We start from the raw sequence: 25253 nt of genomic DNA on the forward strand, positions 1-25253 counted from the left end.
GGGGACGGCCGCGCCCGCTACGGCTTGGGTTCCGGCGGGCCGACGGGCCGCAGGCCGGCCAGCACCGCGTCGACGATCTCCTCGGCGAGGCCCTCGGGGAGGTCGGCGTCCGGGCGCAGGATGGCCCGCAGCAGCATCGGGCCGGTGAACATGTCGTTGGCCACGTCCACGTCGATGTCGGTGCGCAGTTCGCCGTTGCGCTGGCCGCGGCGCAGCACTTCCTTGCCGAGTTCGCGGCGCGGGTTGACGACGTTGACGTGATAGGCGTTCCAGATGCGGGGGCTGCTCTTCATCTGGGCGTACACGTTGTGCAGGATCGCCGACGAACGGTTCATCAGCCCGCGGCGGCGCAGTGATTCGAGCAGGACGACGAGGTCGTCGCGCATGGAGGTGCCGGGGAGTTCGGGATCCGGCGGCTCGGCGGCGCGCATGACGTCGACGAAGAGCTCCTCCTTGCCGTTCCAGCGGCGGTAGATGGTGGCCTTGCCGACGCCGGCGGTCCGGGCGATGCGCTCGATGGACAGCTCCGCGAGCGGGACACCGTCCTCCAGGAGCTTCATCACCCCTTCCAGGATGGCGCTCTCCACCGCCTCGCTGCGGGGACGCCCCCGGGCGGGACCCACGGACCGCGGCCGACTGTCGGCAAGCCTCACGTCATACCGTCCTCTCACTGGCTGCGGGAAATTCTCCCGCAGCCAAGCCTCCCCCCGTGGACCCCCGCCGTATCGTGCGCCGGCTCACTCCCCGGCGGCCACCAACTCCTGTTCCCTCTCGCCCTGCTGACCGGCCGGCGGCTTGCCCGGCAGGAAGAGGGCCGTGACCACGGCGCCGATCAGCGCGACGCCCACACCGCACAGGGCGGTCATGTGCATGGCGTGCAGGAAGGCGTCGTTGGCGGGCGTGACCAGGGACCTGCCCTGCGCCCCGAGCTTGTCGGCGACGCCCAGCGTGGCCTCGATGGACTCGCCGGCGGTGTCGCGCAGGCCGGGCGGCAGCGCGCCGAGCTTGTCCTCGATGCCGTTGCGGTACGACGTCGACAGGACCGAGCCGAGGACGGCGATGCCGAGGGCGCCGCCGACCTGGCGGAAGGTGTTGCTGAGCGCGGAGGCGGAACCGGCCTTCTCGCGGGGCAGGGCCTGCATGATGACGACCGAGGTGGGCGTCATGATGTGCGCCATGCCGGTGCCCATGAGGAAGAAGACGACCTCCAGGAGCCAGATCGGGGTGTCGACCTCGAAGGTGGCGAACATGCCGAGCATCGCCGCGATCAGGACCAGGCCCGCGGTGGTGGTGGCCTTGTTGCCGATCCGGTCCACGACCAGCCGGGCGCGCGGCGCGAAGATCAGCTGGGCGACGGCCAGCGGGAGCAGCAGCAGGCCGGACTGCAGCGGCGAGTAGCCGCGCACGCTCTGGGTGTAGAAGACCGAGAAGAAGGTGACGCCCATCAGCGCGAAGAAGACCAGCGCGATGGCGGCCATGGCGGACGAGAACACCTTGTTCTTGAAGTAGGTGACGTCCAGGGAGGGGTGGTCGCTGCGCATCTCGTAGACCACGAAGCCGGCGAGCACCACGGCACCGGCGATCATGGTGGCGAGCGCCTTGGCGTCGGTGAAGTCGGCGAGTTCGCCGCCCTTGATGATGCCGTAGACCAGCAGGACCAGGCCGACGACGGAGAGCACCACGCCGACGGGGTCCAGGCGGCCGGGACGCGGGTCGCGCGAGTCGGGCACCAGCCACAGCATCAGCGCGAGCGCGACGATCACGATCGGCACGTTGACGAGGAAGACCGAGCCCCACCAGAAGTGGTCGAGCAGCACACCGCCGGTGATCGGGCCGATCGCGATGGCGAGGCCGACGCCGCCGGCCCAGATGCCGATGGCCTTGGGCTGCTCCTGACGCTCGAAGACGTTCATCAGGACGGCGAGGGTGGCGGGCATCACGAAGGCGGCGCCGAGCGCCATCAGCGCCCGGTAGGCGATCAGCTGGCCCGGGGAGCCGGACTCGGCGGCCAGCGCGGAGCCGACGCCGAACACGAGAAGGCCGCCGATCAGCACCTTCTTGCGGCCGAGCCGGTCGCCGATGAGGCCGGCGGTGAACAGCAGGCCGGCGAAGACCAGGGTGTAGGCGTTGATCGCCCACTCCAGCTGGCTCTGGGTGGCGCCGAGGCCGGTCGGCGCGGGGGTGGAGATGGTCTTGATGGCGACGTTCAGGATCGAGTTGTCGAGCACCACGATCAGCAGGCTCAGCATGAGCGCGCCGAGGATCGCCCAGCGGCGCCGGTGCACCTCCTCGGGTATGCGCGGGCCGGTTGGAGCGTGGTCGGCAGGTGTTGTCATGCCGACGAGCCTAGGGCCATTTCAATACGGCACCGTCTCGTATCTGAATTCCTTTACCGAGGCCTTACTCAGGACGGGTGACCGAGGGATCACACGGGGGTCCTCTGGCCGCGGACGGCACGAAGTGCCACCATGGAACCGGTCCGGGGACACCGTGAGGGTGCCTCGAGATGACGTGAAGGAGCCGTTCACATGACGCAGCTCTCCGCTGCCCAGCCGCAGAACAGCCCCTCCGACGGCAGCAGGACGCTGTACGGAGGCAAGGGCACCCGCCGCATCACGGTCCGCGACATCGCGCTGTCCAAGGAGCGCGGCGAGAAGTGGCCCATGCTCACCGCGTACGACGCGATGACGGCCTCCGTCTTCGACGAGGCCGGGATCCCGGTGCTCCTGGTCGGCGACTCGGCCGGCAACTGCCACCTCGGGTACGAGTCGACGGTACCCGTCACCATGGACGAGATGACGATGCTGGCGGCGGCCGTGGTCCGCGGCACCCGCCGCTCCCTCATCGTCGGCGACCTGCCCTTCGGCTCCTACCAGGAGGGCCCGGTGCAGGCGCTGCGCTCGGCGACCCGGATGGTGAAGGAGGCCGGGGTCGGCGCGGTCAAGCTGGAGGGCGGCGAGCGGTCGCACGAGCAGATCCGGCTGCTGGTGGAGTCCGGCATCCCGGTGATGGCGCACATCGGCCTGACCCCGCAGTCCGTCAACGCGATGGGCTACCGCGTGCAGGGCCGCGGCGAGGAGGCGGCCCAGCAGCTGCTGCGCGACGCCAAGTCGGTCCAGGACGCGGGCGCCTTCGCGGTCGTGCTCGAACTGGTCCCGGCGGAGCTGGCGGCCGAGGTGACCCGGACGCTGCACATCCCGACCGTCGGCATCGGCGCCGGTCCCGAGACCGACGCGCAGGTCCTGGTCTGGACCGACATGCTGGGCCTGACCTCGGGCCGGGTGCCGAAGTTCGTGAAGAAGTACGCGGACCTGCGCGCCGTGATGGGCGACGCGGCCCGCGCCTACGCCGAGGACGTGGTCGGCGGGACGTTCCCGCTGGAGGAGCACTCCGTCCACTAGAGCCACTGCGGCAACACCCGGGCCGGCCCGCCGATCATCCCCCGTCGGCGGGCCGGCCGTCCGCGTCCGGCCCGCGTCTCACGCCGTCGGCGCTCCCGGGGCCACCGCCAGCCGCCAGCGGATCTCGCCGTCGTGCTCCTCGTCGGTGCGCACCAGACCGGCGGCCGCGGCGACCGCCGCCGACGCGTGGTGGCCGGGATGGATGTGGGCGACGACGGCACGGACCGGCGGACGCGCCAGCCGGCCGACCACGGCGCGGGCCGCCTCCGTGGCGATGCCCCGGCCCTGCCACGCGGTGCCCACCACCCAGGCGACCTCGGCGACACAACCGGTCAGAGTCGCCTGCGCGTAGCCCGTCAGACAGGACTCGGCACGCAGCCGGATCACCCAGTTCAGCCAGACGACGGCCGGGTCCCGGGAGCCCTCCGCGAGCCGCAGGTAGCGCGCACGCAGGTCCGCCGCGCTGTCCGGGGAGCCGCCGGTGAAGGTGTGCAGGGCCGGGTCGGACAGCACCGCCGCCATCTCACCGGCGTGCCCGACGCGCAACGGCAGCAGGTCAAGCCGCCCGGTGCGGAGGGTCTGGGCCGAAAGGGTGGTCACGCGGGCACGGTACCCGTGTCGGCGGGCTGTCGGCCGGTGTCGGCGGCCTGTCGGTGGTTTGTCGGTGGCGCCTGGCACGGTTCTTCCCATGACGCGAATCGACAACACCGCCGTGACCGTACGGGGGCTGGTGAAGCACTACGGCGACACCAAGGCTCTCGACGGAGTTGATCTGGACGTCCGCGAAGGCACCGTGATGGGTGTCCTCGGACCGAACGGGGCCGGCAAGACGACCCTGGTACGGATCCTGTCCACCCTGCTGAAGCCGGACGCCGGGCAGGCCACCGTCGCCGGCTACGACGTCCTGCACCAGCCCCGCCAGCTGCGCCGGGTGATCGGCCTGACCGGGCAGTACGCCTCGGTCGACGAGAAGCTGCCGGGCTGGGAGAACCTGTACATGATCGGGCGGCTGCTCGACCTGTCCCGCAAGGACGCCCGGACCCGCGCCGACCAGCTGCTGGAGCGGTTCTCGCTGACGGACGCCGCCAAGCGCCCGGCGAGCACCTACTCCGGCGGCATGCGCCGCCGCCTGGACCTGGCCGCCTCGATGATCGGGCACCCCCAGGTGCTGTTCCTGGACGAGCCGACCACGGGTCTGGACCCGCGCACCCGCAACGAGGTGTGGGACGAGGTCAAGGCGATGGTCGGCGAGGGCGTGACCGTGCTGCTGACCACCCAGTACATGGAGGAGGCCGAGCAGCTCGCCTCCGAGCTGACCGTCGTGGACCGCGGCAAGGTCATCGCGGGCGGCAAGGTGGAGGAGCTGAAGGCCAAGGTCGGCGGACGGACGCTGCGCGTGCAGCCGGTCGACCCGCTGCAGGTGCGGCCGCTCGCCGCCATGATCGACGAGCTGGGCATCACCGGGCTCGCGAGCACGACCGTGGACGCCGAGCGCGGCACCCTGCTGGTGCCGATCCTCAGCGACGAGCAGCTGACCGCCGTGGTCGGCGCCGTCACCGCCCGCGGTATCACCATCCGTTCCATCGTCACCGAACTTCCCAGCCTGGACGAGGTCTTCCTGTCGCTCACCGGCCACCGCGCCAGTGCCCCGCAGGACGCCACGCCCGCCGACGACCGCGAGGAGGTCGCCGTATGAGCGCCGTCACCACCACCCCGGCCGTCACCGCCCCGGGCACCGCCGACGCCCGGATCCCGCTGCGCGGGCATGTGCGGCACACCGGCGCCCTGATCCGCCGCAACCTGCTGTGGATCCGGCAGGACCCCGAGTCGATGTTCGACGCGCTGCTGATGCCGGTCGTCTTCACGCTGCTGTTCGTGTACGTCTTCGGCGGCTCGATCGGCCAGGCGCTGGGCGGCGGCCAGGAGGGCTACGTCCAGTACGTCATCCCGGGCATGATCGCGATGATGAGCATGACGCTCTCGCAGGGCGTCGGCACCGGGTTCAGCCAGGACTTCAACTCCGGTGTGATGGACCGGTTCCGGTCGCTGCCGATCGGGCGCGGCTCGGTGCTGTTCGCCAAGATCTCCGTCGAGCTGGTCCGGATGCTGTTCGCGACCGCCGTGCTGATGGTCGTCGCCGTGCTGGTCGGGTTCCACATCACGCACTGGGCCGGGCTGTTCGCCGCCGTGGGCCTGTCCGCGGTGTTCGCCTCCTCGATCATGTGGGTGTTCCTCACCCTGGGCGTGATCCTCAAGAGCGCGCAGTCCGTGCAGGCGATGGGGTTCCTGGTGCTGTTCCCGCTGCAGTTCGGCTCGTCGATCTTCGCGCCGACCCAGTCGATGCCGGGCTGGCTGCAGGCCTTCACCGACTACAACCCGCTGTCCACGCTCGCCGACGCGGCGCGCGGACTGATGATCGGCGGTCCGGTCGCCCACGACCTGTGGATCACGCTGGGCTGGTCGGTGGCGATCACCGCGGTGGCGGCGCCGTACGCGGTCTACAAGTTCCGTACCAAGAGCTGACCCCGGGCGTGCCCGGTGCCGGGTCTCAGAGCAGGGCGGTGGCCTCCGCGAGGGAGAGGCCACCGCCTTCCGCGTACGCGGCCGCGTAGGCGGCGTCGTCGCTGAGCGCGGCCCGCACCCGCTCCTCGGCGCGGCCGTGCAGCCGGCGTTCCATGCCGGAGGCGATGTGCCCGGCCGGCTGCAGGGCGTCGGCGGCGCCCAGGCAGCGGGCGGCGTCCCGGGCGCGGGCACCGCCGTCCACGCCGGCCAGCGTGAAGGCGGCGACGGTGAGGCCGGAGGAGCCGGAGTGCGGGGTGACGGCCTGGGCCAGCGGGTCGGCGGAGTGCGTCATCGCCTCGCGCAGCTTGGCCAGGGCCTCGGTGTGCCGTCCGTCGAGGGCGTCCACCCACGCCTCCTGGATGAGGATCATCGCGTCGAAGACCACGAAGTGCGAGATCGTGAACTGATCGCGCAGCAGCCGGAGCTGCTCACGGGCCTCGGTGATCCGGTCGGTCAGCAGCAGCCACACGGTGAGGAAGAGCCGGGCGGCGGGCATCGCCTCGTTGTGACTGCTGTCGTGGTTCTCGATGACCTCGCGCAGCAGCCGCTCGCCGCGCTCGATCTCGCCCAGTTCGAGCAGCGCCATGCCGAGCCGGGCGTTGAGCACCGCGACCTGGGTACGGGCGTCCAGCCGTCCGGCGCGCTCGATCGCCGACTCGTAGTCGGTGGCGGCCTCCCGGTACTCCCCCATCCGCTCCCGAGACTCCGCGCGCGCGGAGAAGGCCTCGGCGGTGCCCCAGTCGTCCCCGAGGCGCCGGAAGATCTCCAGGGACTCGTCGGCGTCCCGGGTGGCGGCACCGGCGGAGGTCGCGAAGTTGGCGAACACGTTGGCCCGCAGCTGGAGGGCGCCGGCGAGTTCCCACTCGAAGCCGGGCGTCCGCCGGCAGGTCTCGACACCGGCGTCCACGATGGTGCGCAGGTGCTCCAGGCCGCCGGTCAGCATCACGGCGAAGAACCAGAACATGCCGGGGGCCCGGCAGGTCTGCGGCAGTCCGGGCTGGTAGGCCTCGGTGACGGCGCGCATCTTCGCCTGCGCGGCCGGTGTCTGCCAGACGTCCAGTTCGGTGTCCATGCAGGCCATGTGGGCCAGGTGGATGCCGCGCCGGGCCTCGACGAGGACTTCCCCGGAGTACGGCGGCGGGGTGTCGTGCGGGCGCTGCCACACCGGTTCGGCGCGCTGGACCGGCTCGGCGAAGGGGTCGGGGCCGAGCGCCATGATGTCGGCGCACCAGGTGCGGGTCTCGACCCGCTTGTCCCGCAACTGCCAGTACCAGACCAGGGAGTGGGCCAGGCACAAAGCCTCCTGCTCGTCCCTGGTGGCGATGGCGTGCCGGATGGCGGTGCGCAGGTTCTCGTACTCCAGCTCCAGCCGGGCCACGGCGGCACGCTGGCCGGTGCCGCGCAGCAACGGGTCGGTGGTGCGGGCTAGTTCGCGGTAGTACGTCAGATGGCCGCGTTCGGCGTCGGCGCGCGCGCCGCTCTCGTCGAGGCGGGCGCCGGCGTATTCGGCGACGGTCTCCAGGAGCCGGTAGCGCATGCCCTGCCCGTCCGAAGGGGCGGCGACGACGAGGGACTTGTCGACCAGGGAGGCCAGCGCGTCGAGGGCGGCGGGGCCGCAGACCGCTTCGGCGGCGGCCAGGTCGCAGCCGCCCGCGAACACCGAGAGCCGGCCCAGCACGCTCCGTTCGTCGGCGTCGAGCAGGTCCCAGGACCAGTCGACGACGGCGCGCAGCGTCTGCTGGCGGGGCAGGACCGTGCGGCTGCCGGAGGTGAGCAGGCGGAAGCGGTCGTCGAGGCGGTCGGCGATCTGGCGGGGCGTGAGCATCCGCAGCCGGGCGGCGGCCAGTTCGATGGCGAGGGGCAGGCCGTCCAGGCGGCGGCAGATCTCGGCGCAGGCCGCGGCGGTCTCCTCGTCGGCGTCGACGGCGAAGCCGGGCCGGGCCGCGGCGCCCCGGTCGGCGAGCAGCCGCAGCGCCACCGGATCGGGCAGCGGTTCCACAGGGCGCAGCAACTCCCCCGGGACACCGAGGGGTTCGCGGCTGGTGGCGAGGACCGTCAGGTCCGGGCAGCGCTCCAGGAGCCGGGCGGCGAGGTCGGCGGCGGCGTCCACGACGTGCTCGCAGTTGTCGAGGACGATCAGCATCCGGCGCCGCGAGCAGTGGTCGACGAGCCGTTCGACCGGGTCGTCGTGCCGGTCGGCGGCGGCCCGCATGCCCTCCGCGCCGGCGCCGTAGAGGACGGTCTCGCGGGCGCCGATGGCGCTGAGCACGGCCTCGGGGACGTCGGCCGGGTCGTCGACGGGCGCCAGTTCGGCCAGCCACACCCCGTCCCGGACAGTGTGCCGCACGGCCTCGGCGGCTTCCTGGGAGAGCCGGGTCTTGCCTGCCCCGCCGGGCCCGAGCAGGGTGACCAGGCGGGCGGTGGCCAGGTCGCCCCTGATGACCTCCAGGTCCTTCTCGCGGCCCACGAAGGAGGTGAGCCGGGCGCGCAGGTTGCCGGGCCGCGACGGCTCCTTCGGCACCGCCGCCGGGGCCAGCAACTCGGCGTGCAGGGCGCGCAGTTCGGGGCCGGGGTCGGAGCCGAGCCGGTCGGCGAGCAGGTGCCGTACGCCGTCGTAGGCGGCCAGCGCCTCAGCGGTGCGGCCGCAGTCGTGCAGGGCGCGCAGGCGCAGCGCCTGGAGGGGTTCGTCCAGCGGGTGGGCGTCGCACAGGGCGGCCAGTTCGGGCAGTGCCTGTTCGGCGTGGCCGAGGGCGAGGGCCGCGGTGTGGCGGGCGCGCAGCGCGTCGAGGCGGCGGATGTCGACGCCGGCCGCCTCGGCGGTGCGGTCGGGCAGGTCGGCCAGGGCCGGTCCGTGCCACAGGGCGAGCGCGTCGTCGAGGACGGCCGCCGCCTTGGCGGGGTCGCCGTCGGCGAGCGCGTGCAGCGCCTCGCCGGTGAGCCGCTCGAAGCGGTGCAGGTCGATGTCGTCGGGGGCGGCCGCGAGCCGGTAGCCGCCGTCGGTGGACTCCACCGCGTCCGCGCCGAGCGCGCGGCGCAGCCGGCCGACCAGCGCCTGCAGCGCGCCGCCGGCGTCCGCGGGCGGATCGTCGCCCCACACCTCGTCGACGAGCAGCCCCGCGGGCACGGAGCGTCCGGGCCGCAGCGCCAGCACGGTCAGCAGGGCACGCAGCCGTGCCCCGCCCACGGGGACGGCCGTGCCGTCGGGGCGGAGTACCTGGGTGGTGCCGAGAATCCGGTAGCGCACGGGGTCCATTGTCCCTGGGGACGCCCGGGTGCCGCCCGCGGGTTTCAGATGCGCATGAACTGGGAGGAGTCGAGGGTGAGGGTCCGGTCGGCGACGGGGATGGTGATCTCCTTGCCGAAGGGGCCGGACTGCGTGCACTGGTAGGTGCCGTCCTCCGGCTGGGTCAGGAGCGTCCAGGTCGCGGAGAGCACGTCGACGATGAGGTACACCGGAATGCCGCGCAGTGCGTAGTGGCTCGGCTTGGTGTTGTAGTCCCGGTTCTTGCTCTCCGGGGAGACGACTTCGACGACGAAGGGCAGCAACGCCTCGTTGATCTCGCTCTCACCTGGGTGAACCTGGTCCAGCGGCAGCGCTGCGGCATCGGGTTCGGGTTTGTATCCCTCTCGGGGCGGGACCAACGAGAACTCGCCGACCGCCGCCCAGCCGGGCAGCCCGGCCTCGATCTGGTTCTGGATGCGCCGTGCTGTCGTCGTGTGCGCCTGGGTCACCGGTACCACTGTCAGACCGTTCTCCGTCAGCCGGAGGCGCGCGCTCCGCGGGACATCGATCCGGTTCTGGACCAGTTCGACCCATCCATCGGCGATCGTCATGAGCACCCCCTGGTTCGACTTGATATCAGCGTAACGACTACCAGGAACCCACAGCCCTGCGTATGACGTTCTTCATCCGTCACCTGTACGGTCGACCCCGCACGCCTCCACCGACGCGCCTCAGGAGTCCCGGCCCATGACCGCCACCACCACCCGCCACAGCGACCGGCGGATCAGTCCCGTCTTCGTCGGGATCATGGCCGTCACCGCGGTCACCGGGTGGGCCACCTGGTCCGGCTTCGCCGAGCAGCCCGGCGTCGCCGTGTTCCTGTTCGTGACGGCGGCCTGGATCGTCTCGCTGTGCCTGCACGAGTACGCGCACGCGCGCACCGCCCTGCACAGCGGCGACTTCACCGTGGGCGCCAAGGGCTATCTGACCTTGAACCCGCTGAAGTACACGCACGCCCTGCTGAGCATCGTGCTCCCGGTGCTGTTCGTGATCATGGGCGGGATCGGCCTGCCGGGCGGCGCGGTCTTCATCGAGCGCAACCGGATCCGCGGCCGCTGGCGGCACAGCCTCATCTCGGCGGCGGGACCGCTGACGAACGTGCTGTTCGCGGCCGTCTGCACTGCGCCGTTCTGGCTGCACTCCCTGGACGGCGTCCCGCGCGACTTCCGCTACGCCCTCGCCTTCCTCGCCCTGCTCCAGGTCACGGCCGCGATCCTGAACTTCCTGCCGGTGCCGGGCCTGGACGGCTACGGCGTGATCGAGCCCTGGCTGTCGTACGGCATCAAGCGCCAGGTGGAACCGTTCGCCCCGTTCGGCCTGCTCTTCGTCTTCGCGCTGCTGTGGGTGCCGTCCGTCAACAGCGCGTTCTTCGACGTGATCGACGCGCTGCTGCGGGGGCTGGGCGTGGGCGACTTCGACCGCTACTGCGGCCAGGAGCTGTACCGCTTCTGGCAGGGGACGAACGAGTACTGCTCGGTGGCCGGCTGATCCTCACGCGGTGAGCGGGAACTCCTCGCCGAGTTCCCGGAACATCTCCGTGTTGAGGGCGAACGCGCGCTTGCACTCGGTGACGATCCGCTGCCGCTCCAGGTCGTCGGCGTCCACCGCGTCCAGGAGGTCGCGATAGCCGCGCTTGAAGGCGGCGGGGTTGGCGACCTGCTCGAAGACGTAGAAGCGGACGCCGTCGCCCTTCTTCTCGAATCCCCAGGTCCGCTCGGCGCGGTCGCGGATGATCTGGCCGCCGGAGAGGTCGCCGAGGTAGCGGGTGTAGTGGTGGGCGATGTAGCCCGCGGGCCAGGCCTCGGCGCACTCCCGCACCCGGGCCGCGTACTCCTCGGTGGCCGGCAGCGCCGCGAGTCCCGTCCGCCACCCGGCGCCGCGCAGATGCGCGAGGTCCTGCTCCAGCGCGGCCAGCCGGTACAGCTCGGGCTGCACGAAGGGCCCGGCCACCGGGTCCGACGCCAGCCGTGCGGCCCCGCTCTCCAGCGCGTCGTACACGAACCACAGCTGTTCGGTGTAGCGCGCGTAGGCGGCCACGCCGAGCCGGCCGCCCAGCAGGTCGCTCATGAACGTCGAGGTCTCCGCCGCCACGTGCTGCTCGTGGGACGCGGTGCGGATGAGGGTCGAGAAGGAGTCCATGGGCAACATCCTCTAAGGTAAGCCTTACCTAAGTCAATGCCTTGCCGACGCCCCGTCGGGAAAGTTACCGACACCTTGTCGGGAAAAGCGTACCCGAAAAAGGCCCGCCCTCCGAGGGGAGGACGGGCCCGGCGCGACGGCGGGACTACGGCAGGGTGAGGATCTCCGCGCCGGTGTCGGTCACCACCAGGGTGTGCTCGAACTGCGCGGTCCGCCTGCGGTCCTTGGTGACGACCGTCCAGCCGTCGTCCCACATGTCGTACTCGTGCGTCCCGAGGGTCAGCATCGGCTCGATCGTGAAGGTCATCCCGGGCTGCATCACGGTCGTCGCGTGCGGGCTGTCGTAGTGCGGGACGATCAGCCCGGAGTGGAACGACGAGTTGATGCCGTGGCCGGTGAAGTCCCGCACCACGCCGTACCCGAAGCGCTTGGCGTACGACTCGATGACCCGGCCGATGATGTTGATCTGCCGGCCGGGCCTGACCGCCTTGATCGCCCGGTCCAGGGACTCCCGGGTCCGCTCGACCAGCAGCCGGCTCTCCTCGTCGACGTCCCCGACCAGGTAGGTCGCGTTGTTGTCGCCGTGCACCCCGCCGATGTACGCGGTCACGTCCAGGTTGACGATGTCGCCGTCCTGGAGGACCGTCGAGTCCGGGATGCCGTGGCAGATGACCTCGTTGAGGCTGGTGCACAGGGACTTCGGGAAGCCGCGGTAGCCCAGCGTGGACGGGTAGGCCCCGTGGTCGCACATGTACGCGTGCGCGACCCTGTCCAGCTCGTCCGTGGTCACCCCCGGCGCGATGATCTTCGCGGCCTCCGCCATCGCCTGCGCGGCGATACGGCCGGCGGTCCGCATCGCCTCGACGGTCTCCGGGGTCTGCACCTCGGGCCCGGTGTACGGGGTCGGCGCGGGTTTGCCGACGTACTCGGGACGGCGGATGTTCCCGGGTACCGAACGGGTGGGAGAGAGCTCCCCTGGTACGAGCAGCGACTGGCCAGACATGCCAGCGAGTCTAACCAGCGGGCATGCGGGAACATGTGGAAGGCGAAAGGAGATGGTCATGGCCCTGTTCAAGAAGCGGACCGTCGGCAAGCCGGGCGAGTGGTACTACTGCCTGGAGCACAAGAAGGTCGAGGAGGGGCCCGAGTGCCCCGCCAAGGACCGGTTCGGCCCGTACGCCAGCCGGCAGGAGGCCGAGCACGCGATGGAGATGGCGCGCGAGCGCAACCTCCAGTGGGAGAACGACCCGCGGTGGCACGACACGCCGGCCGGGGACTCCTCCGAAGAGGGCTGATCAGAGGGGGGTCGGTGCGGCCGTGCGCTGGGCGCGCAGCCGCACGGCATGCTCGTTGGTCCGGGCGTCGTAGGCCATCAGGGCGGGCAGGCACAGGGCCAGCAGGCCGACCGCACCCGTGCACAGCAGACCGCCCACGCCGACGGAGGCCCGTACGCCGAGCCGACCGGCCATGCCACCGGCCCGGACCTGGCCGACGGTCGGGCCCACCGAGTACGACAGCAGCTCGATCCCGGCGAGCCGGCCGCGCAGTTCGTCGGGGATCGTCTGGTTCCACATGGCGCCCCGGAAGATGCCGCTGATCATGTCGCAGCCGCCCGCGACGGCCAGCAGGAGCAGCACCAGCCAGACGTCGCGCACGGCGCCGGCGGCGGCGATCGCCAGGCCCCACAGCCCGGCGGAGAGCACCACCATCCGCCCGTGCCGGCGCACCCGCCCGGTCCAGCCGCTGACCAGGCTCACGAGGAGGGCACCGGCCGGGATCGCCGCGTACATCAGTCCGAGCGACCACTTCGCGTCCAGTTCGTCGGCCAGGAACGGCAGCACGGCCAGCGGCATGGCCAGGAACATCGCCGCGAGGTCCACGGCGTAGGTGCCGAGGAGTTCCTTGCGGCTCCAGGCGTAGCGGGCGCCCTCCGCGATGGAGCGCAGGGAGGGCTTGACGGCCTCGTGGGCGGCGGGGGACGCGGCGATCGGCACGATCAGGACGACCGAGACGGCGAACGTGACCAGGTCCGCGCCGTACGCCCAGCCGAGGCCCGCGTAGGCCACCACCAGGCCGGCGACCGCGGGTCCCGCGACGCCGCCGACCGTCCAGCGGAACGAGTTGAGGGCGGCCGCGGCCGGCAGGTCGTCGTGGGCGACGATCCGCGGCCAGAGCGAGTCGAGGGCCGGGCGCTGGACCGCGCCCATCGCGGCGGAGAACGCGGCGACGGCGTACAGCGGCCAGACCGCCGGGTGCGGCAGCAGGGCGTTGGCCAGCAGGGCCGCGCTGAGCAGGCCCTGCCCGGCCTCGGTCCACAGGATGAGCAGGCGTTTGTCGAGGGCGTCGGCGAGGGCGCCGCCGTAGAGGCCGAAGAGGACGAGCGGGAGCAGTTCCACCGCGCCGATGGCCCCGACGGCGGTCGCGCTCCCGGTGAGGTCCTTGATCTGCACCGGGAGCGCCACGAACGTCAGGAAGGTCCCGAAGTTGCTGATCAGGCCGGAGGCCCACAGGCGGCGGAAGTCGGCGGAGGCCCGCCAGGGGGCGAGGTCGGGAAGCACGGTCACGCCGACCCATGCTGAACGCGCACCGGTGCCGCCTCAACTGCTTTTTCTCCCGGCCGGGCGGTCGGGAGGGCGGGCCGTCACGTCCGGCGGGCGGGACGCCAGTCCGGTGGGCGGGCCGTCACCAGGGGGTCGGGGGCGGTGCCGTCAGGGTCTCGGCCAGGCGTGAGAGGCGGTCCCTGAAGCGGCGGCGGCCCCTGGGCGACGGGCCGTTCTCCCCCGTCGCCGCGCTGACCAGGTGCTGGACGGTGTCCAGGTCGAGTTCCGCGTCCTTTGGGACGGTGAGCGTCTCGTGGGCCATCGCCGTCAGCGCGTCGTCGGGCGCGGCCGACAGGGCCAGCACCGTCACCCCGGCCCGGCGGGCGGTGTGCACGTGGTCGAGGAGCGGCTCCGAGACACCCGGCGCCACCACCAGCAGCGTCTCGCCCCGGCGGGCCGCCCCGATCCGGCCGGGGCCGACCGCGAGGTGCGCGGGGTCCGTGGGGCGGGCGCCGTGCCGTACCAGGGTCGGGGCCAGTTCCGGCGTACCGGACCACGCGGCCTCGTCCACCAGGTGGGCGGCGAGATGCCACGGCTCGTACTCCGGGGTGCCGAGCAGCAGGAGTCCGCCGCCGTGCGTCACCACCGAGCCCCGCAGCGCGCCCGCGAACCTGCGGGTCGCCCCCAACCACTCGGTCCCGGCGAACACTTCGCGCAGCAGCGCGACCCGTACGGCGTCCATGTCCCCGCATACTGCCGCAATCGGTCAGTCGTGACGCGGAGTTCACCGCGAATTCGCCCGGCCCGGGGAGAAGGCGGCCCATGAGTGACGTAGAAGCAAGCATTCCCTTTCGCGCGGGCACCGAGGGCTACGCCAGTTTCCGGATCCCGGCCGTGGTGGTCTCCGGGGCGGGCACCGTGCTCGCCTTCTGCGAGGGGAGGGCCGACTCCGCCGCCGACCACGGGCACATCGACGTGGTGCTGAAGAGGTCCACCGACGGCGGGCGCACCTGGGGAGCGCTCCAGGTCGCCGCGGACAACGGCCCCGACCTGGCCGGGAACCCGGCCCCCGTGGTGCTGGACACCGGCCGGATCCTGCTCGTGCACGTCCGCAACGCCGCTTCTGCCACCGAGGACGCCATCCTGCGCGGGCAGGTGCCGGACGCGGACGGGCGCCGGGTGTGGGTACAGCACAGCGACGACGACGGGGTGACGTGGTCCGGCCCGACGGAGATCACCGGGACGGTGAAGGAGCCCGGCTGGCGCTGGTACGCGACCACGCCCGGACACGCCCTCCAACTGAGCACCGGGCGCGTCGTGGTGGCCGCGAACCACACGCTGCCGCCCACCGGGACCGACACCGGCACGGAGGCCAGGTACAACAGCGGCCACTGCCTGCTCAGCGACGACCGGGGCGAGACCTGGTACCTCGGCTACCTCGACGAGAACACCGACGGGTACGTCAACGTCAACGAGACCACCGCCGCCGAACTCCCCGACGGCCGGGTCTACTTCAACACCCGCAACGACTCGCCGTCGCCGGGGAACCGGGCAGACGCGTACTCGGCGGACGGCGGGCGGACGCTGGTGAAGCCGTTCCGGCCGCAGGCCGGGCTCATCGCGCCGGTCTGCGAGGCCTCGGTGCTCCAGCTGCGGGACCCGGACGTGCTGCTGTACGCGGGCCCGGCCGACCCGAACGCCCGCGCCCTGATGACGATCCGGACGTCCGGTGACGACGGGACCACCTGGCGTCCGGTGTACCCGCTCGACGGCCTGCCCGCCGCCTACTCCGACCTGGCGCGGATCGACCGGGCCACCGTCGGACTCCTGTACGAGACGGGGGACTTCGGGGCGTACGAGACGATCACCTTCCGGCGGGTGCCCGTGAACCGGCTCACCTGACCGGGTACGGCCGCCCGCACGGACGTAGAGTCGGCCCATGACCTCTTCCGACAGTGCACAGCAGCCGGCGGCCCAGAAGGCTCCCGCCAAGGATCCCTGGGACCTGCCCGACGTCTCAGGCCTGGTCGTGGGTGTACTCGGCGGCACCGGCCCGCAGGGCAAGGGCCTCGCCTACCGGCTGGCGCGGGCAGGCCAGAAGGTGATCATCGGCTCCCGGGCCGCCGAGCGTGCGCAGGCCGCGGCCGACGAGCTCGGCCACGGTGTCGAGGGCGCCGACAACGCCGAGTGCGCGCGCCGCAGCGACCTCGTGATCGTCGCCGTGCCGTGGGAGGGCCACGGCAAGACGCTGGAGTCGCTGCGCGCGGACCTGGCCGGGAAGCTGGTCGTGGACTGCGTCAACCCGCTCGGCTTCGACAAGCAGGGTGCCTACGCGCTCAAGCCGGAGGAGGGCAGCGCGGCGGAGCAGGCCGCGGCGCTGCTGCCGGACTCCCGGGTCACGGCGGCCTTCCACCACCTGTCGGCGGTGCTGCTCCAGGACCCGGAGATCGAGCAGATCGACACCGACGTGATGGTGCTGGGCGAGGCGCGCGCGGACGTGGAGACCGTGCAGGCGCTGGCCGGGCGCATCCCGGGGATGCGGGGCGTCTTCGCGGGACGGCTGCGCAACGCCCACCAGGTGGAGTCGCTGGTCGCGAACCTGATCTCGGTCAACCGCCGCTACAAGGCCCACGCCGGGCTCCGCGTCACGGACGTCTGAGCGGATGGGGGACACTGGTGGCTGCCCCCACCGGTGTCCCCCGGCCGACCGATCCCGAAAGTGACCGCGCCATGCCCCGCCTCGCCCTCTACTCCCTGGTCGTCTGCGTCCTCGCGGTCGTCGCCGCCGTCGTCTCCTTCGTCCAGGGCAGCTGGCCGATCGGCGTCGTCTGGGTGCTGCTGACGGGGCTCTCGTCGAACATGGCCTGGTACTACGTGCGGCGCGGGCGCGCGGACAAGCCGGCCGCTAGCTGAGGTCCGGCCGGCGTTCGGCGCCCTCCAGGAGGACCCGCCCGCCGATCTCCACCCAGCCGTGCGGCTGCGGGGCGGTCAGGATCTGCGAGCCCCAGCCCTGGGTGATGTTCAGGGCGCGGCCCAGCCGGTCGGTGAGCAGCAGCGCCGCGGCGCCGGTCGCCTCGTCCTCGTCGATGCCGTCGCCGCGTCCGGGGAAGGCGCGGGCCCGCACCCGCCCGGCCGACTCGTCCTCCCACGCCCAGGCGTACACCCAGTCCCCGGGCTCCGGCACCGTCAGGGCGTCCACCTCGGCGGCCGTGGCGTACTGGCGCAGCGTGCGCGGCGGGGCCCACTCCGGGCGCGCCTCGATCCAGCTGAACTCCCCGTCCAGCCGGGCGCCGACCACGCCTGCGGGGGTGACCAGTTCGGGCACGTCCAGGAGCCAGGCCGTGCCGACGCAGGGGTGGCCGGCGAAGGGCAGCCGCAGGGTGGGGGTGTAGATGTCGACGACCCCGCGCTCGGGGTCGTCGACGAACACCGTCTCGCTGAACCCGAGTTTGGCGGCCAGCGCCTGCCGGTCCTCCCGGCCGGGCAGCAGCGAGCCGTCCCGGACGACGCCCAGTTCGTTGCCGTACCCGCCGTTCGCCGCGCAGAAGACACGCAGCACGTCGTAATCAGTCACTCCGGCATTGAAGCACTGCGGCGGCGGCCGGGTCGTCCGGGACGGAGGGCGTCCGGCCGCCGCCTCGGGGGTGTCACGCCTCGGTGCGGCGCCTGCGCATCGCGAGGACCACGCCCGCGCCGGCCGCCACCGTGACCGCGGCGGCCGTGCCGAGGGCGGCGGCCGGCAGGCCCGAGCCGGTGGCGGCGAGGCTGCCGCCCGTGCCGCCGGTGTCGCCGGTGGTGGAGCCGGTGACACCGCCGCTCGTCGTGCCCGTGCCGTCGGTGGCGGTTCCGGCCGGAGCGGTGGTGGAGCCGCCGTCGCCGCCGCCCGGGGGAAGCTGGGCGTCGTCGGTGAGGGCGACGGTGAGGTCGACCGGGTCGAGTGCGGCGCCCGCGGTGTAGTAGCCGCTGAAGGCCTTGGCGCCGGCCTCGGTGAGGGTGGCGGCGACGTCGTCGAGGCCGATCACGTCGTCCTCGGGTGTCAGGTCGGCTGAGTCCGCCTTGAGGTCGGCCAGTTCCACGTTCTTCGTGGTGGTGCCGAGGCTGGTCACGTCGGCGGTCAGTTCGCCCTTGCCGCCGTCGATCGTCGCCCGGATGTTGCTGAGGGTCAGGTCGAGGCCGTACGTGCCGTTCGTCTCGTGGCCCTTGAAGTTGACCGCGCCGTCGAAGGCGGCGGAGAGGGTGCCGGCGTCGGTGTCGTAGCTGCCGGTCGCGTCGGCGAAGGTGAAGACGCCGTTCCCTGCGGCCTGGGTCGCTCCGTCGGAGGCGGTGATACGGCCCCGGGCGACGCCGCCGACCACGTAGGTGCGGAAGGACTCCTTGACGCCCCAGGTGAGGGTGCCGTCGGCGATGTCGCCCTCGGCCGGGGGCTGCTCGGACTCCGGGTCGGACGGCGACGGGGAGGCGGACGCCGAGGCGGACGCGGACGCCGAGGCGGAGGCCGAGGGGGACGCGGAGGCCGAGCCGGTCGGGGCCGGGCTCTGGGACGCCGGCGGCGTGGACGCGGAGGGCGTCGGGGTCGGCGAGCCGGTGGTCCGCTGGACGACGGTGAGCGGGTCGCCGGCCGCGCCCGCGTAACCGGCGCTGCCGAGGACGTCCGCGGCCTGCGGGGTGAGGGTGGTCGTCATGTCCGTCATCGCGCGGGTGACGGCGACCGTGGCGAGCGGCACGTCGTCGGTGGTCGTGCCGTTCCGGGTCACGTCCGCGGTGATCTCCGCCGCGCCGCTGTCGAACTTCACGTCGGAGAGCGTCAGGTCGAAGCCGTGCGCCTGGGAGACGATGTGCAGGCTGCCCCGGAAGCCGAGGTCCAGGGTGTGCGCGTCGGAGTCGTAACTGCCGCTGCCGCCGGTGAAGGTGAAGGCGCCGTTGCCGTCGGCCTGGCTCGCGCCGTCCGCCGCGGTGAAGGTGCCGGCCGCGTAGGTGGTCACGTAGGTGCGGTACGACTGCTTGATGCCCCAGGTCAACTCGTAGCCGCTGAGCGGTACTTCGGCGGCGGACGCGGTGGTCGCCGCGGTGAGCGCGCCGGCCCCCAGGGTGACCGCGACGGCGGCGGCGAGGGCGAGCTTTCTGGAGGCGGCGGTGCGTGGGGTGGCGGGCATGTGGCTCCTCATGGATGGTCCGGGTGCCGGTGGTCCCGGCGGCCCGGCGGGGGGTCAGTCCTCGTCGGCGGGGGCGGGCCCGGCGGACGGGCGGGTGCGGCGTCGGCGGACGGCGACCGCGAAGAGCGCGGCGGCGGCCAGCACGGCACCCGTGGTGAGGACGATGGGCAGGACGGGGGTGCCGTCACCGGCGGCGGTGTCGCTCGCCACCGGCTGGGCCGAGGCGGGGCTCGGTGACGGGGTCTCCGTCTCGTCGGCCGCGCTGCCCAGGTCGGGCAGGGCGGGAAGCGTGGCGTCGGTGGTGAGGGCGACGGCGAGGGAGACCGGGTCCATGGCGGTACCGGCCCGGTACATCCCGCCGAAGGCCCTGGCGCCCTGCGCGGTGAGCCGCGCGGGGGCCTCGGAGATCTCGGCGAGGCCGTCGCGGGTGGTGAGGCCGTCGGCCGCGAAGGTGACCAGCGGGACCTTGTCGGCGCTGAAGGCGTCGCTGTCGACGTCGGCGTAGAGCGTTCCCCGGCCGTCGTCGACGACGGCCCTGACCGCGCTCAGCCCGAGGTCGAGGCCGTGGTCACCGGTGAAGCGGACGGCGCCCGCGAAGTGCGCCGCCAAGTGCCCCTTGCGGTAGGTCCCTTCGCCGGACGGGAAGCGGAAGAGGGCGCCGCCGTCCTCGGCGCCGCCGGTCAGCGTCCAGGCGCCGCGGGCGATGTCACCGGTGACGTACTCCCGGAAGGTGCGGCGCACGCCCCAGTCGACGGCGCCGTCCTCGATGGCGTCGCCCTTCGGAGCGGGCTTCTTCGCCGGGGACGTGGCGGACGGCTCGGCGGGCGTGGGCGTACGCGTCGCAGCGGCCGCCGGCTCGACGTCCGCCGCCAGGCTCACCGGGTCCAGTGCGGTGCCGGCGGTGTAGTACCCGGCGAAGGAGGCGGCGCCCTGCGCGGTGAGGGTGGCGGGCACGTTGCGGAGCACGACCGCGGTGCCGCCGCCCTTCATGCTGATGCCGCCGAGGGCGAGGGAGGCGAAGGGCACCTGTGAGGACGTCGTGACCGCCCCGGTGCCCTTCGCCTTGCTGACGACGTCCAGGTAGAGCGTGCCGGACGAGCCGGAGACGCGGACCGTGGGACGGCTGAGGGCGAGGTCCAGCTGGTAGCTGCCGTCGCTCTCCCGGTGGCCGACGAAGTGGACTCCGCCGGCGAAGGACGCGGTGAACGCTCCGGTGTCGCCGTCGTAGCTCCCGGTCGCCGACGGGAAGCGGAACTGGCTGCTGCCCACGGTTCCGGCGCCGCCGGTCAGGGAGTAACTCCCCTTGGCGATCGGCCCGGTGACGTAGCTCTGGAACGACGACTTGACGCCCCAGTCGAGCCGGCCGCCCTGCACGGTTCGGCTCTCGGCGTGCGCGGGGGTCGCCGGGAGCAGCAGGGCCGCGGCTGCCAGGGCCGATGTGGACAGGGCTGTGCACAGCACGGTGGCCAGGGCTCTGAGGCGCGCGGGCATGGAGGGTCCTCCGGGGACGACGGACACGACGGCCGGTAGCGAACGAAGGTAAGGCTAACCTAAGCTGCACACCCGGTCACCGCGGCGGTGACCGGTATCGATCCGAGAGGAACGGACGGGACCGTGCGACGCTTGCGCACTCGACTGGCGGGAGCACTGGTCTCCGCGCTCGCCCTGACGCTCACCGCGACGGCCTGCGGAGGGCCGGCGAAGACCACGGCGACGGCACCGGTGGCGGCCACCGCCGACCGGGTCGAGCCGCTGGCCGGCACCCCGGCACCGAAACTCCCGGTGACCGTCGCCTCCGCCGACGGCAGGAAGGTGACGGTCCGCCAGGCCCGGCGGATCGTGCCGCTGTCCGGGAGCCTGAGCGAGATCGTCTTCACGCTCGGGCTCGGGGACCGGGTGGTCGCCCGGGACATCACCGCGACCTTCCGGCAGGCGGCGAAGCTCCCGGTGGTCACCCGCAACCACGACGTCTCCGCCGAGAGCGTGCTCTCGCTCAAGCCGGACCTGGTGCTCGCCGAGACCACCACCGGACCGGACGAGGCGATGGACCAGATCCGCGAGGCCGGCGTCCCGGTCCTCGTCGTACGCCCCGCCCAGGGCCTGGACGACGTCGGCCCGCGCATCCGGGCGGTGGCCGGCGCGCTCGGCGTGCCGTCGGCGGGCACCGAGCTGGCCCGGCGGTCGCAGACCCGGATCGCCGCCGCGCGCGAGGACGTTCCGCACGAGAGCCGGAAGCCGCGGGTCGCCTTCCTCTATCTGCGCGGCTCCGCGTCCGTCTACCTGATCGGCGGGAAGGGCTCGGGCGCCACGTCACTGCTGGAGGCGGCCGGAGCGGTGGACGCGGGAGCCTCGTCCGGACTGGACAAGGACTTCACCGCCATCACCACCGAGGCGCTCGCCGAGGCCGCGCCGGACGCGATCCTCGTCATGACCGCGGGACTCAGGTCCGTCGGCGGCGTCGACGGCCTGGTGAAGATCCCGGGGGTCGCGCAGACGCCGGCCGGGATGGACCGGCGGGTCGTCTCGATCGAGGACGGCGTGCTGCTCAACTACGGTCCGCGCACCGACCAGGTGCTCAGGTCGGTGGTGGCGCAGCTGTACGGGAAGGACGCGAAGTGACGGCCCTGGCGGCGCGGTTGCGCGAGCGGCGGCCGGCGGCGGGACTCCTCACGGCGGGGCTGGTGGTGGCGCTGCTCGTGCTGGTCCCCGTGGCGGCGGGCCTCGGCGCGTACCCGATACCGACCGGTGACGTCCTCGGGTCGGTCCTGCACCGGGCCGGTCTCGGCGGTACGGCACTGGACCGGGTCCCCGAGTCCGTGCTGTGGAACGTGCGTTTCCCGCGGATCGTGCTGGCGCTGCTCGTCGGCGCGTCGCTGGGGTGCGCGGGCGCGCTGATGCAGGGCGTGTTCGGCAACCCGCTCGCCGAGCCGGGCGTCATCGGGGTCTCCTCGGGGGCGGCGGTCGGCGCGGTGGCCGCGATCGCCTCCGGGGCCGGCTTCCTCGGCAACTGGACGGTACCGGCCTGCGCGTTCGCGGCGGGGCTGGCCGCGGCGGGGCTGGTGTACGTCATGTCCCGCTCCGGCGGGCGCACGGAAGTGGTCACGCTGATCCTCACCGGGATCGCGCTGAACGCGTTCGCGGGGGCGCTGATCGGACTGTGCCTGTTCTTCGCGGACACGGCGGCGGTCAGCCAGATCACCTTCTGGCAGCTGGGCTCGCTCTCCCAGGCGACCTGGCCGAAGGTGCTGGCGGTCCTGCCGTGCGCGGTCCTCGGTCTCGCCCTCGCCCCCTGCTACGCCCGGCGCCTGGACCTCCTCGCCCTGGGCGAACGGCCGGCCCGCCACCTGGGCGTGGACGTCGAGCGCCTGCGCGTGACCCTGATCCTCGTCATCGCCCTGCTCACGGCGGCGGCGGTGAGCGTGTCCGGGATCATCGGCTTCGTCGGCCTGGTCGTGCCGCATCTGCTGCGGATGGCGGCGGGGCCGGGGCACCGGTTCCTCCTTCCCGGCAGTGCGCTGCTGGGAGCGGTGGTGCTGCTCGCCGCCGATCTCGCGGCCCGGACGGTGGCCGCGCCCGCGGAGCTGCCGCTGGGTGTCCTGACGGCGCTGCTCGGGAGCCCGTTCTTCTTCTGGCTCCTGCGCAGGACGCGGCGGCGGCAGGGAGGGTGGGCATGAGCCGGCCGGGCGACTGCGCGGGGTGCGTGGACGGGTGCGCGTCCGGGTGCGTGGACGGGTGCGCGTCCGGGTGCGTGGACGGGTGCGACGCCGTCGTGGCTTGTCGCGCAGTTCCCCGCGCCCCTGAAGGGCGCCGGGCCCGGCGCGTGGACGGGTGCGGCGCCGTCGTGGCTCGTCGCGCAGTTCCCCGCGCCCCTGGGGGGCGCCGGGTCCGGCGCGTGGACGGGTGCGGCTCCGTCGTGGCCTGTCGCGCAGTTCCCCGCGCCCCTGAAGGGCGCCGGGTCCGGCGCGTGGGCGGGTGCGGCGGCTTCGTGGCTTGTCGCGCGGTTCGCCGCGCTCCTGGGGGGCGTCGGGACTTCTTGGTAGGAGGGGGTTGTTGATGAGGTTGTTGCGTTCGTCGCCTGTGTCGCCGGGGGCGGCCTCGGTCGGTGATGTGCTCGTCGAGGCTGAGGGGCTGCACGTGCGGTTCGGGGCGCGTGCCGTGCTCGCCGGAGTCGACCTGGTCGCCCGTGCCGGTGAGGTGGTCGCGCTGGTCGGGCCCAACGGGGCCGGGAAGTCGACGCTGCTGGCCGCGCTGGCGGCCGACGTGCCGGCCGCCGAGGGGGCCGTGCGGGTCTTCGGGCGGCCCGTCGCCGAGTGGACGGCGGCCGAACTGGCGCTCCGCCGGGCCGTGCTGCCCCAGGCGGCCGCACTGTCGTTCCCGTTCACCGTGGCGGACGTGGTCCGGATGGGGCGGGCCCCGCACGTCACCGCCACTCCCCTGGAGGACGGCCGCGCGGTCGCCGAGGCGATGGCGGCCACCGAGGTGACGGACTTCGCCGCGCGGCCGTTCTCCGCACTGAGCGGCGGCGAACGGGCACGGGTCGCGCTCGCCCGCGTGCTCGCCCAGCGGGCTCCGCTCCTGCTGCTCGACGAACCCACCGCCGCGCTCGACCTCAAACACCAGGAACTGGTGCTGCGGCTCTGCCGGGAACGGGCCCGCCACGGCGAGGCGGTGGTGGTCGTCCTGCACGACCTCGCCCTCGCCGCCGCCTACGCGCACCGCGTGGTGATCCTGCGCGCCGGCCGGGTCGCCGCCGACGGCCCGCCCGCCGAGGTCTTCGAGGACGGGCTGCTCTCCGAGGTGTACGGCCACCCGGTCGAGGTGTTCCCGCATCCGCGGACGGGCGCGGTCGTCGTAGGACCGAAACGACTTTCTTGACCCCTCCTTGACCCGCCCTTGGCGGTGGTTTTCCGCCGCCGATATCAAGCCGTATCTGTGATCTATCCGTGTCTGGCCAATCCGGGCCCGGATGGGTACTAGTGAGGTAAGCCTCATGTAACTTAGGTCAGCCTCACCACACCTCCCTGCTTGGAGCCTGCATGCGTGCCGTCCGACTCACCGTCACCGCCGCCGCCACCGCGGCCGCTCTGACCGCCCTCTCGGCCTGCACGGCGAAGAGCGACGCCAAGGGCGACGACGCGATCCAGGTGACCGCCGCCGACGCGAAGTGCGACACCTCCCTCAAGTCCGTCCCGGCCGGGCGCGTCACGCTCGCCATCGAGAACAAGGGCTCCAAGGCCACCGAGGTCGAGATCCTCTTCCCGGACGACCGGATCGTCTCGGAGAAGGAGAACATCGGCCCGGGCACCAAGTACACGCTGACCGCCGAGGTGAAGGCGGGCTCGTACGAGATAGCCTGCCGGCCCGGCATGAAGGGCCACGGCGTCCGGCAGAAGCTGACCGTCACCGGCTCCGGCACGGTCGCCAAGCGCAACCCGACGCTCGACAAGGCCGTCGCCGACTACCGCGAGTGGGCCCAGGGCGAGGCCGACGCGACGATCCCGAAGGTGGAGACGTTCGTCAACGCCATCAAGGCCGGCGACCTGACCGCCGCCAAGAACGCCTACGCCCCGTCCCGCGTCGGCTGGGAGAGCACCGAGCCGATCGCCGAGTCCTTCGGCGACATCGACCCCAAGACGGACACCCGCGTCAACGACCTGGAGAAGGGCCAGAAGTGGACCGGCTGGCACGCGCTGGAGAAGGCGCTGTGGCAGGACAAGAAGATCGGCCCCGAGCAGAAGGCGCTGGCCGACGAGCTGCTCACCGACCTGAAGGACTGGCAGAAGCGGGTCGGCAAGGCCGTGATCACCCCGACCTCCATGGCCAACGGCGCCAAGGAACTGCTCGACGAGGTCGCCACCGGCAAGGTCACCGGTGAGGAGGACCGCTACTCCCACACCGACCTCAGCGACTTCAAGGGCAACGTCGACGGCGCGCAGAAGGCGTACGAGCTGCTGAAGCCGGTCGCGCAGAAGAACGACGCCGCCCTGACCACCGAGCTGGACAAGCAGTTCGCCGCGCTGAACACGCTGCTCGACAAGTACCGCACGACGTCCACCTCGGACGGCTTCGTGTCGTACGACAAGGTCACCAAGGCGCAGCAGAAGGAGCTGTCGGACGCGGTCAACGCGCTCGCCGAGCCGCTGTCCAAGCTCGCCGCGACCGTCGTCAAGTAAGG

Annotated in this window: 24 protein-coding genes; 12 read left to right on the top strand and 12 right to left on the bottom strand. The window is 72.8% G+C overall.

Annotation, left to right across the window (positions count from 1 at the left end):
• Positions 1 to 17 precede the first annotated feature (17 nt).
• Entirely contained in the window at positions 18 to 653 is a 636-nt protein-coding gene (locus ACIQOE_RS02530) for a TetR/AcrR family transcriptional regulator (protein ID WP_365569761.1), read from the bottom strand.
• An 84-nt stretch (positions 654 to 737) separates the two neighbouring features.
• Positions 738 to 2336 (bottom strand): MFS transporter, encoded by a 1599-nt coding sequence (locus tag ACIQOE_RS02535; protein WP_365561838.1) that lies wholly within the window; start codon positions 2334 to 2336, stop codon positions 738 to 740.
• Between the two features lie 192 nt (positions 2337 to 2528).
• Between ACIQOE_RS02535 and panB the strand changes: the two genes are divergently transcribed.
• Complete coding sequence (panB, locus tag ACIQOE_RS02540) at positions 2529 to 3401, top strand: 3-methyl-2-oxobutanoate hydroxymethyltransferase (RefSeq protein WP_351325677.1); 873 nt, start codon at positions 2529 to 2531, stop codon at positions 3399 to 3401.
• Positions 3402 to 3479: 78 nt separating this feature from the next.
• Here panB and ACIQOE_RS02545 read toward each other — a convergent pair whose 3' ends face one another.
• Complete coding sequence (locus ACIQOE_RS02545) at positions 3480 to 4001, bottom strand: GNAT family N-acetyltransferase (RefSeq protein ID WP_401409125.1); 522 nt, start codon at positions 3999 to 4001, stop codon at positions 3480 to 3482.
• An 88-nt stretch (positions 4002 to 4089) separates the two neighbouring features.
• Here ACIQOE_RS02545 and ACIQOE_RS02550 point away from each other — a divergent pair, with 88 nt between their 5' ends.
• Both ACIQOE_RS02550 and ACIQOE_RS02555 read left to right on the top strand, forming a co-directional pair.
• Positions 4090 to 5097: an ATP-binding cassette domain-containing protein gene (locus tag ACIQOE_RS02550; RefSeq protein WP_351935306.1), complete on the top strand. Its 1008-nt coding sequence runs from the start codon at positions 4090 to 4092 to the stop codon at positions 5095 to 5097.
• Entirely contained in the window at positions 5094 to 5924 is an 831-nt protein-coding gene (locus tag ACIQOE_RS02555) for an ABC transporter permease (RefSeq protein ID WP_351325672.1), read from the top strand. The genes ACIQOE_RS02550 and ACIQOE_RS02555 overlap by 4 nt, the downstream gene beginning before the upstream one ends.
• Positions 5925 to 5949: 25 nt before the next feature.
• Here ACIQOE_RS02555 and ACIQOE_RS02560 read toward each other — a convergent pair whose 3' ends face one another.
• Positions 5950 to 9216 carry a BTAD domain-containing putative transcriptional regulator gene (locus ACIQOE_RS02560; RefSeq protein ID WP_401409130.1) on the bottom strand — a complete coding sequence of 1089 codons (3267 nt, stop codon included), beginning with the start codon at positions 9214 to 9216 and terminating at the stop codon, positions 5950 to 5952.
• A 35-nt stretch (positions 9217 to 9251) separates the two neighbouring features.
• Positions 9252 to 9797, bottom strand: a complete 546-nt coding sequence (locus ACIQOE_RS02565; protein WP_365561829.1) for a Uma2 family endonuclease — start codon at positions 9795 to 9797, stop codon at positions 9252 to 9254.
• Between the two features lie 136 nt (positions 9798 to 9933).
• Between ACIQOE_RS02565 and ACIQOE_RS02570 the strand changes: the two genes are divergently transcribed.
• Positions 9934 to 10734: a site-2 protease family protein gene (locus ACIQOE_RS02570; RefSeq protein WP_351325668.1), complete on the top strand. Its 801-nt coding sequence runs from the start codon at positions 9934 to 9936 to the stop codon at positions 10732 to 10734.
• A gap of 3 nt (positions 10735 to 10737) precedes the next feature.
• Here the strand turns inward: ACIQOE_RS02570 and ACIQOE_RS02575 are convergent, their stop codons facing one another.
• Entirely contained in the window at positions 10738 to 11385 is a 648-nt protein-coding gene (locus tag ACIQOE_RS02575) for a biliverdin-producing heme oxygenase (protein WP_351325666.1), read from the bottom strand.
• 145 nt (positions 11386 to 11530) lie between these two features.
• The gene (map, locus tag ACIQOE_RS02580) at positions 11531 to 12388 is read right to left on the bottom strand and encodes a type I methionyl aminopeptidase (RefSeq protein WP_362639514.1); all 858 of its coding nucleotides are present in this window, start codon (positions 12386 to 12388) and stop codon (positions 11531 to 11533) included.
• 58 nt (positions 12389 to 12446) lie between these two features.
• Between map and ACIQOE_RS02585 the strand changes: the two genes are divergently transcribed.
• Positions 12447 to 12680 carry a hypothetical protein gene (locus ACIQOE_RS02585; RefSeq protein ID WP_351325663.1) on the top strand — a complete coding sequence of 78 codons (234 nt, stop codon included), beginning with the start codon at positions 12447 to 12449 and terminating at the stop codon, positions 12678 to 12680.
• Here the strand turns inward: ACIQOE_RS02585 and ACIQOE_RS02590 are convergent, their stop codons facing one another.
• Both ACIQOE_RS02590 and ACIQOE_RS02595 read right to left on the bottom strand, forming a co-directional pair.
• On the bottom strand, positions 12681 to 13949 hold the full coding sequence (locus ACIQOE_RS02590; RefSeq protein ID WP_401409136.1) for an MFS transporter: 1269 nt from the start codon (positions 13947 to 13949) through the stop codon (positions 12681 to 12683).
• A 118-nt stretch (positions 13950 to 14067) separates the two neighbouring features.
• The gene (locus ACIQOE_RS02595; protein ID WP_351325661.1) at positions 14068 to 14667 is read right to left on the bottom strand and encodes a hypothetical protein; all 600 of its coding nucleotides are present in this window, start codon (positions 14665 to 14667) and stop codon (positions 14068 to 14070) included.
• A gap of 80 nt (positions 14668 to 14747) precedes the next feature.
• Between ACIQOE_RS02595 and ACIQOE_RS02600 the strand changes: the two genes are divergently transcribed.
• The 3 genes from ACIQOE_RS02600 (at position 14748) to ACIQOE_RS02610 (ending at position 16838) form a co-directional block, all read left to right on the top strand.
• Positions 14748 to 15827, top strand: a complete 1080-nt coding sequence (locus ACIQOE_RS02600; protein ID WP_401409140.1) for an exo-alpha-sialidase — start codon at positions 14748 to 14750, stop codon at positions 15825 to 15827.
• Between the two features lie 37 nt (positions 15828 to 15864).
• Complete coding sequence (npdG, locus tag ACIQOE_RS02605) at positions 15865 to 16584, top strand: NADPH-dependent F420 reductase (RefSeq protein ID WP_351325657.1); 720 nt, start codon at positions 15865 to 15867, stop codon at positions 16582 to 16584.
• Positions 16585 to 16655: 71 nt separating this feature from the next.
• Positions 16656 to 16838: a hypothetical protein gene (locus tag ACIQOE_RS02610; protein WP_365561815.1), complete on the top strand. Its 183-nt coding sequence runs from the start codon at positions 16656 to 16658 to the stop codon at positions 16836 to 16838.
• Here the strand turns inward: ACIQOE_RS02610 and ACIQOE_RS02615 are convergent.
• The 3 genes from ACIQOE_RS02615 to ACIQOE_RS02625 form a co-directional block, all read right to left on the bottom strand.
• A complete protein-coding gene (locus ACIQOE_RS02615) occupies positions 16831 to 17499 on the bottom strand; it encodes a PhzF family phenazine biosynthesis protein (protein WP_401409144.1) in 669 nt (222 codons plus the stop codon). The two genes, ACIQOE_RS02610 and ACIQOE_RS02615, sit on opposite strands and share 8 nt — an antisense overlap.
• 73 nt (positions 17500 to 17572) lie before the next feature.
• Positions 17573 to 19078: an HtaA domain-containing protein gene (locus ACIQOE_RS02620; RefSeq protein ID WP_401409147.1), complete on the bottom strand. Its 1506-nt coding sequence runs from the start codon at positions 19076 to 19078 to the stop codon at positions 17573 to 17575.
• A 54-nt stretch (positions 19079 to 19132) separates the two neighbouring features.
• Positions 19133 to 20569, bottom strand: a complete 1437-nt coding sequence (locus tag ACIQOE_RS02625; RefSeq protein ID WP_401409150.1) for an HtaA domain-containing protein — start codon at positions 20567 to 20569, stop codon at positions 19133 to 19135.
• 123 nt (positions 20570 to 20692) lie between these two features.
• Here ACIQOE_RS02625 and ACIQOE_RS02630 point away from each other — a divergent pair, with 123 nt between their 5' ends.
• From ACIQOE_RS02630 to efeO, 4 genes are all read left to right on the top strand, one after another.
• Positions 20693 to 21697: a hemin ABC transporter substrate-binding protein gene (locus ACIQOE_RS02630; protein ID WP_401409153.1), complete on the top strand. Its 1005-nt coding sequence runs from the start codon at positions 20693 to 20695 to the stop codon at positions 21695 to 21697.
• Positions 21694 to 22752 carry an iron ABC transporter permease gene (locus ACIQOE_RS02635; RefSeq protein ID WP_365561802.1) on the top strand — a complete coding sequence of 353 codons (1059 nt, stop codon included), beginning with the start codon at positions 21694 to 21696 and terminating at the stop codon, positions 22750 to 22752. Before ACIQOE_RS02630 ends, ACIQOE_RS02635 begins: the two co-directional genes overlap by 4 nt.
• A 379-nt stretch (positions 22753 to 23131) precedes the next feature.
• The gene (locus tag ACIQOE_RS02640) at positions 23132 to 23953 is read left to right on the top strand and encodes a heme ABC transporter ATP-binding protein (protein WP_351325644.1); all 822 of its coding nucleotides are present in this window, start codon (positions 23132 to 23134) and stop codon (positions 23951 to 23953) included.
• A 161-nt stretch (positions 23954 to 24114) separates the two neighbouring features.
• The gene (efeO, locus tag ACIQOE_RS02645; protein WP_362169791.1) at positions 24115 to 25251 is read left to right on the top strand and encodes an iron uptake system protein EfeO; all 1137 of its coding nucleotides are present in this window, start codon (positions 24115 to 24117) and stop codon (positions 25249 to 25251) included.
• Positions 25252 to 25253 lie beyond the last annotated feature (2 nt).

Origin of the sequence: Streptomyces sp. NPDC091282 (assembly GCF_044757385.1) — a bacterium.
GTDB classification, from domain to species: Bacteria; Actinomycetota; Actinomycetes; order Streptomycetales; family Streptomycetaceae; genus Streptomyces; species Streptomyces gramineus.

Excerpts from the sequence above, each read along its gene's own strand:
- map (WP_362639514.1), bottom strand. The coding sequence starts at position 12,388 with ATGTCTGGCCAGTCGCTGCTCGTACCAGGGGAGCTCTCTCCCACCCGT.
- ACIQOE_RS02595 (WP_351325661.1), bottom strand. The coding sequence starts at position 14,667 with ATGGACGCCGTACGGGTCGCGCTGCTGCGCGAAGTGTTCGCCGGGACC.
- ACIQOE_RS02625 (WP_401409150.1), bottom strand. The coding sequence starts at position 20,569 with ATGCCCGCGCGCCTCAGAGCCCTGGCCACCGTGCTGTGCACAGCCCTG.
- efeO (WP_362169791.1), top strand. The coding sequence starts at position 24,115 with ATGCGTGCCGTCCGACTCACCGTCACCGCCGCCGCCACCGCGGCCGCT.
- ACIQOE_RS02550 (WP_351935306.1), top strand. The coding sequence starts at position 4,090 with ATGACGCGAATCGACAACACCGCCGTGACCGTACGGGGGCTGGTGAAG.
- ACIQOE_RS02565 (WP_365561829.1), bottom strand. The coding sequence starts at position 9,797 with ATGACGATCGCCGATGGATGGGTCGAACTGGTCCAGAACCGGATCGAT.
- npdG (WP_351325657.1), top strand. The coding sequence starts at position 15,865 with ATGACCTCTTCCGACAGTGCACAGCAGCCGGCGGCCCAGAAGGCTCCC.
- ACIQOE_RS02575 (WP_351325666.1), bottom strand. The coding sequence starts at position 11,385 with ATGGACTCCTTCTCGACCCTCATCCGCACCGCGTCCCACGAGCAGCAC.
- ACIQOE_RS02600 (WP_401409140.1), top strand. The coding sequence starts at position 14,748 with ATGAGTGACGTAGAAGCAAGCATTCCCTTTCGCGCGGGCACCGAGGGC.
- ACIQOE_RS02555 (WP_351325672.1), top strand. The coding sequence starts at position 5,094 with ATGAGCGCCGTCACCACCACCCCGGCCGTCACCGCCCCGGGCACCGCC.
- ACIQOE_RS02560 (WP_401409130.1), bottom strand. The coding sequence starts at position 9,216 with ATGGACCCCGTGCGCTACCGGATTCTCGGCACCACCCAGGTACTCCGC.
- ACIQOE_RS02570 (WP_351325668.1), top strand. The coding sequence starts at position 9,934 with ATGACCGCCACCACCACCCGCCACAGCGACCGGCGGATCAGTCCCGTC.
- ACIQOE_RS02640 (WP_351325644.1), top strand. The coding sequence starts at position 23,132 with ATGAGGTTGTTGCGTTCGTCGCCTGTGTCGCCGGGGGCGGCCTCGGTC.
- ACIQOE_RS02535 (WP_365561838.1), bottom strand. The coding sequence starts at position 2,336 with ATGACAACACCTGCCGACCACGCTCCAACCGGCCCGCGCATACCCGAG.
- ACIQOE_RS02610 (WP_365561815.1), top strand. The coding sequence starts at position 16,656 with ATGCCCCGCCTCGCCCTCTACTCCCTGGTCGTCTGCGTCCTCGCGGTC.
- ACIQOE_RS02585 (WP_351325663.1), top strand. The coding sequence starts at position 12,447 with ATGGCCCTGTTCAAGAAGCGGACCGTCGGCAAGCCGGGCGAGTGGTAC.
- panB (WP_351325677.1), top strand. The coding sequence starts at position 2,529 with ATGACGCAGCTCTCCGCTGCCCAGCCGCAGAACAGCCCCTCCGACGGC.
- ACIQOE_RS02620 (WP_401409147.1), bottom strand. The coding sequence starts at position 19,078 with ATGCCCGCCACCCCACGCACCGCCGCCTCCAGAAAGCTCGCCCTCGCC.